This is a genomic window from Streptomyces sp. NPDC087845 (assembly GCF_044742755.1).
Classification (GTDB): domain Bacteria; phylum Actinomycetota; class Actinomycetes; order Streptomycetales; family Streptomycetaceae; genus Streptomyces.
The window spans coordinates 257,828-269,504 of sequence record NZ_JBIUVC010000009.1 but is presented as its reverse complement, the minus strand read 5'-3'; the positions used below and the strand labels follow the sequence as shown (position 1 = coordinate 269,504).

The 11,677-nt window shown below is 71.9% G+C and carries 7 protein-coding genes and 2 pseudogenes; 5 read left to right on the top strand and 4 right to left on the bottom strand.

The features are described from left to right. Positions 1–17: 17 nt before the first annotated feature. Positions 18–911, bottom strand: a pseudogene (locus ACIOMQ_RS24010) (short-chain fatty acyl-CoA regulator family protein); the annotation flags it as partial. A gap of 318 nt (positions 912–1,229) precedes the next feature. Between ACIOMQ_RS24010 and ACIOMQ_RS24005 the strand changes: the two are divergent. From ACIOMQ_RS24005 to ACIOMQ_RS23990, 4 genes and pseudogenes are all read left to right on the top strand, one after another. Continuing rightward, the gene (locus ACIOMQ_RS24005) at positions 1,230–2,750 is read left to right on the top strand and encodes an MmgE/PrpD family protein (protein ID WP_401941827.1); all 1,521 of its coding nucleotides are present in this window, start codon (positions 1,230–1,232) and stop codon (positions 2,748–2,750) included. Further along, entirely contained in the window at positions 2,750–3,655 is a 906-nt protein-coding gene (gene prpB / locus ACIOMQ_RS24000) for a methylisocitrate lyase (RefSeq protein ID WP_401756167.1), read from the top strand. The genes ACIOMQ_RS24005 and prpB overlap by 1 nt, the downstream gene beginning before the upstream one ends. A 50-nt stretch (positions 3,656–3,705) precedes the next feature. Further along, positions 3,706–4,850: pseudogene (locus ACIOMQ_RS23995) on the top strand (bifunctional 2-methylcitrate synthase/citrate synthase). 322 nt (positions 4,851–5,172) lie between these two features. Continuing rightward, complete coding sequence (locus ACIOMQ_RS23990; RefSeq protein WP_401941824.1) at positions 5,173–7,161, top strand: DUF5107 domain-containing protein; 1,989 nt, start codon at positions 5,173–5,175, stop codon at positions 7,159–7,161. A gap of 83 nt (positions 7,162–7,244) precedes the next feature. On the opposite strand, the gene ACIOMQ_RS23985 is transcribed toward ACIOMQ_RS23990, so the two are convergent. The 3 genes from ACIOMQ_RS23985 to ACIOMQ_RS23975 form a co-directional block, all read right to left on the bottom strand. Next, on the bottom strand, positions 7,245–7,598 hold the full coding sequence (locus ACIOMQ_RS23985) for a VOC family protein (RefSeq protein ID WP_362196717.1): 354 nt from the start codon (positions 7,596–7,598) through the stop codon (positions 7,245–7,247). A gap of 24 nt (positions 7,599–7,622) precedes the next feature. Beyond that, the gene (locus ACIOMQ_RS23980) at positions 7,623–8,432 is read right to left on the bottom strand and encodes a methyltransferase domain-containing protein (RefSeq protein WP_362196714.1); all 810 of its coding nucleotides are present in this window, start codon (positions 8,430–8,432) and stop codon (positions 7,623–7,625) included. A gap of 214 nt (positions 8,433–8,646) precedes the next feature. Next, positions 8,647–10,149: a bifunctional phosphatase PAP2/diacylglycerol kinase family protein gene (locus ACIOMQ_RS23975; protein ID WP_401941821.1), complete on the bottom strand. Its 1,503-nt coding sequence runs from the start codon at positions 10,147–10,149 to the stop codon at positions 8,647–8,649. Between the two features lie 564 nt (positions 10,150–10,713). Between ACIOMQ_RS23975 and ACIOMQ_RS23970 the strand changes: the two genes are divergently transcribed. Then, positions 10,714–11,565, top strand: a complete 852-nt coding sequence (locus ACIOMQ_RS23970; RefSeq protein WP_362196709.1) for an SMP-30/gluconolactonase/LRE family protein — start codon at positions 10,714–10,716, stop codon at positions 11,563–11,565. Positions 11,566–11,677 lie beyond the last annotated feature (112 nt).

Genomic DNA, 11,677 nt, shown 5'->3' with positions numbered 1-11,677 from the left:
ACCTTCTTCCCGGCCGCTCACCTGCCGTTTCCCGTCTCCACCGGATAGGGGACGTACGTACGCCGGTCAGGATCCACGGCCAGCAGACCGCCCGCCGGCGGCCGGGCGCGCTGGGCACAGTCGCGGCGCTCGCAGATACGGCAGCCCAGACCGATCGGCGTAGCGGCCCGGGGATCGTCCAGCGCGATGTCCTCCGCGTAGACCAGGCGGTGCGCGTGGCGCAGTTCGCACCCCAGGGCGACGGCGAACTCGGCACGCGGCGCGTGATGGCCCGCCCCGCCCCGGGTGACGGTGCGAGCCACCCAGAAGTAGCGCTTGCCGTCCGGCATTTCGGCGACCTGGGTGAGGATGCGGCCGGGGGAGGAGAGCGCCGCGTACACGGTCCACAACGGGCACGTACCGCCGAGCCGGGAGAAGTGGAAGTCGGTCGCGGACTGCCGCTTCGAGACGTTGCCGGCGCGGTCCACACGAAGGAACGAGAACGGCACCCCGCGCCGTCCGGAGCGCTGGAGCGTACTCAGACGGTGGCACACGGTCTCGAACCCGACGCCGAAGCGCGTCTGGAGCAGCTCGATGTCGTAGCGCAGCTCCTCGGCCGCCGACTGGAACGCCGAGTACGGCATCAACAAGGCACCGGCGAAGTAGTTCGCAAGTCCGATACGGGCCAGTGCCATGGCCTGGGACGATGCCAGACCGGCTGCGTCGACCAGGGAGTCGAGCAGCGGAACATGCTCCAACAGGACGATTTGAGTGGCCAGTTGAAAAGCTCGTTGGCCTTCTGACAGCCATGGCGACAGGAACACCAACCGGCTCACCGGATCGAAGCGGCGGGCATCCACCGAACGCTCAGGCGCAGCCTGCACCACTGTGATGTGGTGATGGCCGGCGAGCCGGCGCCGCAGGATCTCCGCCGCCGGCCAGCTCGACCTGGTTCATACCGCGCTCGGACCGAAGCCTCCGCAGCTTGGCGTGCGCGTAGATCTTCCGTACAGGAGGCCGTGCCATGGTGCCGTACCTCCTTCCATCCGGTTGGTGCCCGACCGGGCCCACCCTTGTGAAGTCATCATCCGCATCTTTTGCAGAACTCGCAGTTTCACAGTCCTCAGCGGGACGGATTTCGCAGACTGGAGCTGTCGCCCCGGGCCCTGGATGTGGGAATGATCGGAGCGGAAGACGCGAGACCCCCCGGCAGGGAGGTCCTCGCTCACCCGCACACCGTGAGGAGTCCCGTGATCGACCACCAGGTACGTGTTCACCCCAGCGCGGACAGGCTGCCCCGCGAGGAGCAGCTCGCCTGGAAGCTGTCTGCCGTCGCCACTGGCACCCAGGATGCCGAGGAACTGGATCCGGCAGCTGCCGCCATGGCGGCCAACCGGGTGATCGACAACGCCTCGGTCGCGGTCGCCTCCCTGCTCCGCCGCCCGGTCGCCGTGGCCCGTACCCAGGCCGTCGCTCATCCGGCCCGACCTGGCGCCTCGGTCTTCGGCGCGGATCCGGGGGTTCGCGTGTCGCCCGAGTGGGCAGCCTGGGCCAACGGCACGGCGGTGCGTGAGCTGGATTTCCACGACACCTACCTCGCGGCCGACTACTCGCACCCCGGCGACAACATCCCGCCGCTGCTCGCCGTCGCCCAGCACACCGGACGCTCCGGTGCCGATCTGCTGCGCGGCATCATCGCCGCGTACGAGATCCACGTCGCGCTCGTGAAGGGCATCTGCCTGCACGCCCATCGCATCGACCATGTGGCGCACCTGAGCGCTGCCACCGCCTGTGGACTCGGGGCGATGCTGCGACTGCCGACGGAGACCGTGTGCCAGGCCGTTGGGCAGGCGGTGCACACCACGACGGCGACCCGGCAGTCCCGCAAGGGTGAGATCTCCAGCTGGAAGGCGTTCGCCCCTGCCTTCGCCGGCAAGGCGGCGATCGAAGCCGTGGACCGGGCGATGCGCGGAGAAGGCGCGCCGTCGCCCATCTACGAGGGGGAGGACGGCTTCCTCGCCCGGATGCTCGACGGCCCCCAGGCGTCGTACACGATCTCGCTGCCCAAGCCCGGCGAGACGCGCCGGGCAATCCTCGACACCTACACCAAGGAGCACTCCGCCGAGTACCAGGCGCAGGCCGTCATCGACCTCGCGCGAAGGCTGCGCGAGAAGGCCGGCCCGCTCGACCAGGTGCGGTCCATCGTGCTGCATACCAGCCACCACACCCACCACGTCATCGGCTCCGGCGCGAACGACCCGCAGAAGTACGACCCCACCGCCAGCCGCGAGACCCTGGACCACTCCGTGCCCTACATCTTCGCCGTCGCCCTGGAGGACGGCAGCTGGCACCACGAACGCTCCTACGCCCCCGACCGCGCCCGGCGTCCGCAGACCGTGGAGCTGTGGAAGAGGATCTCCACGGTCGAGGACCCGGAGTGGACCCGTCGCCACCACGACGCCGACCCGCAACGCCGCGCCCTCGGCGGCCGGGCCGTGATCACGCTCGCCGACGGCACGGTCGTCGAGGACGAACTCGCCGTGGCCGACGCCCACCCGGCGGGCGCCCGGCCCTTCGACCGCGACGGCTACACAGCCAAGTTCCGCACCCTCACCGAAGGCACCGTCGCGCCGGCCGCCCAGCACGCGTTCCTGGACACGGCGGCTCGCCTGGCCGAACTCGACACAGACGGCCTCGCGGACCTCTTCCCCGCCGTCGACACCAGTGCCACCCGCGCGTACGACGCGCAGCTGCCGAAGGGTCTGTTCTGATGCTGCACACCCGCACCACCCCCACCGAACGCCGCCGGAACCTGCGCGAACAGCTTGCCTCCGGGCAACTGCTGCGGATGCCGGGGGCGGTCAATCCCTACTCGGCGAAGCTGATCGAGGAACACGGCTTCGAAGCGGCCTACCTCTCCGGCGCCGTGCTCGCCGCCGAGCTGTGCCTCCCCGACATCGGGCTGACCACGTCCACCGAGATCGCCGCCCGCGCCCAGCAGGTCACCCGTGTCACCGACCTGCCGGTCCTCGTCGACGCGGACACCGGCTTCGGCGCTCCGGTCAACGCTGCCCGCACAGTGCAGCTCTTCGAGGACGCGGGCCTTGCCGGGATGCACCTGGAGGACCAGACCAGCGTCAAGCGCTGCGGGCACCTCGACGGCAAGACGCTCGTCACGCGCGACGACATGGTGCAGCGGGTCCGTGCCGCCGCCGACGCCCGGCGCGACGACGGCTTTCTCCTGATGGCCCGGACCGACGCCCGCGCCGTCGAGGGCCTGGACGCGGCGATCGACCGGGCCAAGGCATACGTGGACGCCGGCGCCGACGCCGTCTTCCCCGAGGCCCTGGCCGACGAGGCCGAGTTCGCAGCCTTCCGCGCGGCCATCGACGTGCCGCTGCTCGCCAACATGACCGAATTCGGCAAGGGCCCGCTGCTGACCACCACAGCCCTGGCGAACCTCGGCTACAACATCGCCCTCTACCCGGTCACCCTGTTCCGCCTCGCCAACGGCGCCATCGAGGACGGGCTGCGGACGCTGGCCGCCGAAGGAACCCAGGAATCCCTGCTGCCCCGCATGCAGACCCGCACCCGGCTCTACGACGTGCTCGGCTACGAGGACTACACCACGTTCGACTCGGCCGTCTTCGACTTCACCCTCCCTCCCGGCGCCTGAACCGCCCCCGCCCGCCCGAACTTCATCGCTGGAGGACCCATGACTACCGCCTGACTACCGCCCCGCCCGCCACACCGGACATCCACCGCGGCCTCGCCGGCGTCGTCGTCGGCACCACGGAGATCTCCACCGTCATCCAGGAGACCAACTCCCTTGCCTACCGCGGGTACCCGGTCCAGGACCTCGCCGCACGCCGTTCCTTCGAGGAGGTCGCCTACCTGCTCTGGTACGGAGAACTCCCCGATGCCGCACAGCTCGCCGGATTCCGGTCCCGCGAACGTGCCCTTCGGCCTTTGGACCGCACCACTGCGGAACTTCTGGCCCGCCTGCCCGAGACCTGCCACCCCATGGACGTACTGCGGACCGCTGTCAGTTTCTTCGGGGCCGAGGACCCCACCGAGGACGACGACAGCCCGGCGGTCAACCGGACCAAATCCCTGGCCCTCCTGGCGAAACTGCCGACCGTGGTCGCCGCCGACCACCGCAGGCGACGCGGACTCACGCCGATTCGGCCCGGCCCCTCCCTCGGCTACGCCGAAGAATTCTTCCGCATGTGCTTCGGCCGGATCCCCGAGCCCGAAGTGGTCCGCTGCTTCGAGATCTCCCTCATCCTGTACGCCGAACACAGCTTCAACGCCTCGACGTTCACCGCCCGCGCCGTCACCTCCACGCTCTCCGACCTCTACAGCGCTGTCACCGCTGCCGTCGGGGCCGTCAGGGGCCCGCTGCATGGAGGCGCCAACGAGGCCGTGATGCACATGCTCAACGAGATCGGTGACCCGCGACGGGCCGAGGAATGGCTCGATGAAGCCCTGGTCTCGAACGAAAGATCACGGGATTCGGCCACCGCGTCTACAAGCACGGCGACTCACGCGTGCCGATCATGCAGGAGGCCACCGACCGCCTCGTGGCACGCGCCGCGGACCCCGAAGCCACCCGGCTGGCCACGTTGCACGCCGCCCTGCGCCACGCCATGATCACCCGCAAGGGCATCCACCCCAACCTGGACTACCCGGCCGGCCTCGCGTACCACCTCATGGGCTTCGACATCCCGGCCTTCACCCCGATCTTCGTGATGAGCCGGATCACGGGCTGGACCGCCCACATCACCGAACAACTGGCGCACAACGCCCTGATCCGCCCGCTGGGTGCCTACACCGGACCTGACCAGCGAACCGTGCCGGCCCTTGCCTGAAGACGGGCCTTTCCCATGTCCACGAAGCAGGTTGCAACACGTGATGGGGGCGTCGGCGCCTGTTTCCCGCTCCGCATTCCGCTCGTGAACCGCCGAGGGGCAAGGTTACGGCGCCGGGGGCGAGGCGCACGCGAATTTTCGGGGCAGCGGTCCCCGGGGGAGAGGGGCCCCCGCCAACGTTTCCGGGCGGCGGTCCGCGGTCTTTCGGTCTTTTGCCGAAGTCTGACGGCAACGCCCCTGGCCGGGCCGGTGTCCAGCGTGTTCCATGGTCATCGGGGGGCGCCCGGACCTGTGGCGGCCCGCGCGAGGAAGCGAGGTTGCCTTGGCCACGACCGTACGACGTGCCGTACTGAATCTGCCCGCCGCAGCACTGGGCCCGGAGAACCCGCTGCCCGCCCTGCGGCCGCTCGACGAGATGCATGTCGTCGACGACCGCGACCGGGCCGGACTGCCACGTGACATGGCACGCCAGATCGGCTACGAACCACTCGGTACCGTGCTGCCGGTACGCATCCTCGACGGGTACGGGCGTGAACGCACCCCCACCGCACTGGACGCGATCATCATCGAGAACGACCGGCTGCGGGCCACCGTCCTGCCCGGCCTCGGTGGCCGTATCCACTCCCTCCACCACAAGCCGACCGGCCGCGAACTCCTCTACACCAACCCTGTCCTGCAACCTGCCGACTTCGCGCTCAACGGCGCCTGGTTCTCCGGCGGCATCGAGTGGAACATCGGCGCCACGGGCCACACCACGCTCTCCTGCGCCCCGGTGCACGCGGCTCGGGTGCCCGCGCCCGACGGCGGCGAAATGGTCCGCCTCTGGGAGTGGGAGCGGCTGCGCGACCTGCCGTTCCAGGTGGACCTCTGGCTGCCCGAGGACTCCGACTTCCTGCACGTCGGCGTGCGGATACGCAATCCGCACGAGCACACCGCACCCGTCTACTGGTGGTCCAACATCGCCGTGCCCGAGGGCGAACGCACCCGCGTGCTGGCCCCGGCCGACGAGGCGTGGCACTTCGGTTACACGCGCACTCTGACCCGGGTTCCGGTCCCCGAGTCCGGGTCCGTCGACCGTACGTACCCCCTGCGCGCTGACTTCCCTGCCGACTACTTCTACGAGGTCCCCGACGGCGCCCGCCGCTGGATCGCCTCCCTCGACCAGGACGGGCACGGGCTCGTCCAGACGTCGACCGATCTGCTGCGGGGCCGGAAACTGTTCCTGTGGGGCAGCGGGCCGGGCGGGCGGCGCTGGCAGGAGTGGCTCACCGAGCCCGGCACGGTCGGCTACGCCGAGATCCAGGCCGGACTCGCCCGCACCCAGCTGGAACACATCCCCCTCGAACCGGGCGCCGAGTTCAGCTGGCTGGAGTCGTACGGGCTGCTGTCGGCGGACCCCGGGGCCGTGCACGGCGACGACTGGGCGGCGGCCCGCGCCGAGACCGAGCGGCGGCTCGCCGAGGTACTGCCGCGCGCCGATGTCGACGCCGCGTACGCCGCCTGGCGCCGCTGCGCCGACACCGAGCCGGGCGAGTCGCTCGCCACCGGATCCGGCTGGGGCGCCCTGGAGGTCCGGCGCGGAAAGTACCGGCTCCCCGGTACCCCGTTCGCCGAGTCGACCCTCGGTGAACAACAGGAACCCTGGCTGGAGTTGCTGGACCAGGGTGCCTTCCCCGAGCCGCGCGGGGCGGTTCTGCCCGGCCCCTCCCTGGTCTCGCCGCACTGGCGCGACATGCTGGAGACGGCCTCCGCCGAACCCCTCACCGAATACCACCTCGGCGTCGCCCAGTGGCACGCCGGTGACCGTGCCCAGGCGGTCCGCAGCTGGGAGCGAGGACTGGCGCTCGCTTCGTCCCGGTGGCCGCTGCTGCGCTGCCTCGCCGTCGCCGCCGAGGAGGGCGGACAGGGGGACCGGGCCGCCGACTTCTACACCGAGGCGTTCGACGACCTGGGTGCGCAACGCTCCGACGGCGACGGCGACGGTGGTGGCGGCGACGCCTGGGCGTCCGCCGTGACGGCGCTCGGCCGCGAGGCGATGGAGGCAACGCTGGCGGCAGGCCGCCCCGCGGCGGCCCGGACGGTATGGGCGGGGCTGCGCCCGGAGGTTCAACAGCGGGGTCGCTTCCGCCTGTTGGAGGCCAGGCTGCTGATCGCCGAGGGCGACCGGGCCGCCGCCAGGGCGATCTTCGACGAGGGCTTCGAGGTCGCCGATCTGCGCGAGGGGGCGGAGATCCTGGACGAGGTGTGGGCCCAGCTTACCGACGAGCCCGTGCCGGACACGTACAACTACCGGATGCGACCCGGGGATTGATACCGGCGGCCGTCCGGCCCGTGCCCGTCTCCACCGGTACGGGCCGGACGGCCGTGAGTCGAACCGCCGTGGGAAGCCGCGGCTCAGCCGGCCGGGTTCCGGTCGACGTACTCGAAGACCGAGCCGTCCGGGTGCAGGGCGATCAGGCTGCGGCCCCCCGGCATCTGCACCGGGCCCGCGAGGATCCGGGCGCCGACGCGGGTGAGGGATTCATGGGCTTCGCCGGCATCCTTGACCGCGATCGTCGCCGTCACCTTGCGCAGGATCTCCAGCTCCGGCTCCGGGCCGCTCATCAGCAGAAAGCAGCCGACCGCGGCGGTCGATACGCCGCCGCGCTCATAGCGCTGGGCGGAACTGGCCGTGAGGCCCTCGTAGAAGGCCACCGCGGCCTCCAGATCATCGACGCAGATACGCAGCGTGGTTCCCAGAATGTCCATGCGGGCCAGGGTAGTTGGACGTGATCAGGCCCGGCAGAGCACCTCGCCGTGCGGGACCGTGAACCAGGCGTCGTCCCGGCCGCCCCACTCGCGCCAGGCCGCGGCGATCGCGGCCAGCTCCTCCGGTTCCGCGTGACCGCCGTCCACGGCCAGCTCCGCGTAGACCGAGCCGACCGTACGGTCCGCCCACAGGCCGCTCCACCAGGCGCGGCTCTCCGGGGTGGCGAAGCACCAGTTGGCGGCGGTCGGGATGATGTCGGTGAAGCCGGCCCGCCGCGCCCAGGACAGCAGCCGCCGGCCCGCGTCCGGCTCACCGCCGTTGGCGCGGGCGACCCGGCCGTACAGCTCCTGCCAGGCGGTCATGCCGGCTGTCTCCGGGTACCAGGCCATCGCCGCGTAGTCGCTGTCGCGGGCCGCGACGATGCCGCCGGGGCGGCAGACGCGCCGCATCTCGCGCAGCGCCTGCACGGGGTCGCCCACATGCTGGAGCACCTGATGGGCATGGACGACATCGAAGGAGTCGTCGGGGAAGTCCAGCGCATGCACGTCGGCGGTGGCGAACTCGACGCTGTCCAGGCCGCGTTCGGCCGCGACCTCGGCCGCTTGGGCCAGGATCTCCGGGGTGGTGTCGACGGCGGTCACCCGGCCGGGGGCGACCAGCGCGGCCAGATCCGCGGTGATGGTGCCGGGCCCGCAGCCGACATCCAGCACCGTCATGCCGGGGCGGAGCTCGTCGATCAGATACGCGGCGGAATTGGCCGCGGTGCGCCAGCGGTGCGAGCGCAGCACCGACTCGTGGTGGCCGTGGGTGTACACGGCGGTCTCCTTCGGCATGGCGGTGGATCCCTTCTCTGGGCGCGGAGCCCGCGTGCGAGCCGCGCGAGGAGCTGATCGGTAGCAACACCGTACGCAGCGATGCCGAATACTGAGATACGTGTCTTGCTATGTGGAATGGCGATCGGGTCGAGCGGAACGTGCAGGGGGCGGCCGGTTCGCTCTCGGCCGCCCCCCTGCGCGTATCCGGCGCGGCTGATCGCCGGTTGCTTCGCTACACCGGCATCGGGCAGTACACCGTCAGCGCCTCCGGAAGCTTGTCGATCATCAACTCGTCCCGGCTGTAGGCGACTTCGCCGTCGTACGCGTACGGAGTGCCGGGTGTCAGACCGGAGATCCGCACCCTCCGGCGCCGTTCCGCCGCGTGGACCGGGGAGCGGGTGAGCGGGCCCGCGACGGCCGCCGCGAGCAGACGCAGCCCCGGCGTGCGGCCCCCGTGCACCACCCGTACGTCCAGCAGGCCGTCCGCGAGATTGTGCCGACGGCCCGGTGCCGGACCCACCCGCTGGAACAGGCCATTGCCCACGAACAGCAGCCACAGAGGGCGCCGCCGTCCCTCCAGTTCCGCCTCCAGCGGACGGTCGCCGCGCAGAACCTTCCCTGCCGCGAGTACACCCGCCGGCCAGCCGCCGACACGAGGGGCCCAGTGTTCACGGGCCCGTACCAGTTCGGGATAGACACCGAGGCTGAAGGCGTTGAGGAAGTAGCCGTGCGCGCCGCCCGCTCCCTCGGGACCGGGCCGGAAGCGACCGAGATCGACCCGTACCGCGTCACCCGCGGTCACTGCGGCGCAGGTGTCGTCCACGGTCTCGATGCCCAGGTCGTAGGCGAAGTGATTCAGCGTCCCGCCGGGAAACACCGCCAGCGGCACACCGTGCCCGGCGGCGACGGCGGCGGCCCGGTTGACGGTGCCGTCCCCGCCGCACACCCCCAGCGCCCGGCCCCGTCCGGCCGCCTTCTCCAGTTCGGCGGAGAGTGCGTCGGGGGCGCACTCCACCACCTCCGCGTGCGGCAGCGCAGCGCGGATCAGCGAGGCCGTCGCCGTCGCGGTGCCCGACTCCTCGTTGACCACGACCACCAGGTCCTGGCCGGCCGGCAGGGCGGCCGCGTGACCGGGCGGGCGGCCCGGTGCCGGGAGCTGTCCACGGGTCGGTACGACACCGCGCAGCGCCAGCGCGGCGCCCGCGCCGAGCACCGCACCGGCGAGCACATCACTCGGATAGTGGACTCCGGTGTAGACACGGGACGCGGCGACGGAGAGGGCGAGCGGCGCGAGGACCGCACCCCAGCCCTTCGATTCGAGGGCCACGCCCGTGGCGAACGCCGCGGCCGACGCGGCGTGCCCGGAGGGGAAGGACGTGGTGAACGGCTGACGCCTGAGCTGCCGCATCACCGGCACCGTGTCCAGCAGTGGCCGCGGCCGGCGTACGGAGCCCTTGCCGATGGTGTTGGTCACGGCCGACGCCACGGCCAGCGAGGCGATGCCGCGCAGGGCGGCCCGCCGGGCCCGTGCGCTGCCGCCCAGTGCCGCGAGCCCGGCCGCGGCGCCGAACCACAGGAGGCCGTGATCGGCGCTGCGGCTCAGCCGCGGCAGCACGGGCCCGGCGCCCGGCCAGTTCCGGTGCGCCAGACCCCGGAACACGGCGAGATCGCGGCGGCGCAGCCAATCGCGGAGCGGGGTGGAAGCCGGGACGGACACAGTGCGTGGTGAAGACATGGGACAGCGCATACCCCTTCCGGCCGTGCCGAATCAGGAGGCGCGCTCGCGCGCCCGGCACCGGCCGGGGAGAGCGCACCCCGTGGCATCCGTCGCCGCGAGTGAGATCCTCGACCGCCGCGGCGAGGCGCTCCCCGGCTCCTCACGGACCGGGCCCACGGACCGGGTGCACGCCCTGCGCGAGGACCAGTGGTCCGCGCCGGTGCCGTGCGTGCCGATCAGTGGTCCGCGCCGATGCCGTGGACGAGGACCAGTGGTCCGCGCCGACGCCGTGCACCGAATGGGCCGTTCGCGATCCGGTTGCCCCTACCGCCGAGGTATCGGCGGGCGCCGGCCCGCAGACCGGGTCGCTCGCGCTGCTCGGCCGGCGCCGCCGGCCCCGTCCGAGTGCCTCGGCGTCACCCGGTCGCCCGGTCGCCGCGCCGGGGTCATGACCACGCGGCTACTGTGTGTCCGTGATTCCGGTCCGACGGACCGGGGAGCGCGAGAAGGAGCCGGCGGGCCCCGCCGAGGGCCCGGCGCCGATGCGTTCTCCGGCCGGCTCGGACACCACGAGGGGCAGTCATGACCAACGCGGGCCTGGATGTGGCCGTACACGAGCGGGCCGAGCTCGGCGAGGGCCCGACCTGGGACCCGGCCACCGGCCGGCTGATCTGGGTGGACATCGTCTCCGCCCGCGTGCACACCTACGACCCGGTGACCGGCCGACGAACGGTGATGGCCACCGAACAGCACGTCGGAGCGGCCAAACCGCGCGCCGGTGGCGGACTTGTCGTCAATCTGCGCGACGGCATCGGCCTGTACGACCCCGACGGTGCCTTCAGCTGGCTGGTCCACGATCCCGAGCCCGGTCGCCGGGGCAACGACGCGGCGGTGGCGCCGGACGGTGCGTTCTGGGCGGGCACCATGCGTGACGACGGCGCGGAGACCGGCGGCAGCCTCGCCCGCGTCGCCGCCGGCGGCGAGGTCACCACGGTGCTGCCCGTCGTGGCCTGCAGCAACGGCATCGGGTGGAGCCCGGACGAGCGGCTGATGTACTTCATCGACACGCCCACGCGCCGTATCGACGTCTTCGACTTCGACGGCGAACACGCCGTGAACCGGCGCCCGTTCGCCACGGTCGAGGAGGGCGCGGGCTTCCCCGACGGGCTGGCCGTCGACGCCGAGGGCGCCGTGTGGGTCGCCCTGTGGGACGGCGCCGCGGTGCGCCGCTACACGGCAGACGGAGCCCTGGACCGCGTCGTCGGACTTCCGGTACAGCGGCCGACCGCCTGCGCCTTCGGCGGTGAGGACCTGCGCGACCTCTACATCTCCTCGGCCCGCGTGGGGCTCGACGCCCCGCACCCGCTGTCCGGTTCGCTGCTGGTGCTGCCGGGCGCGGGGCGCGGGATGCCCGGGACGGCCTTCGCGGGCTGAGCCCGTCTCTCCAGGCAGCCACGTGTCGCGGTTCCGCTGGGCGGGCGCAGTCGGTCGAACCCTCGTATAAAGGGCCGTGAGCGAGTGCGTGACGCACGGAACAGGGCGACGG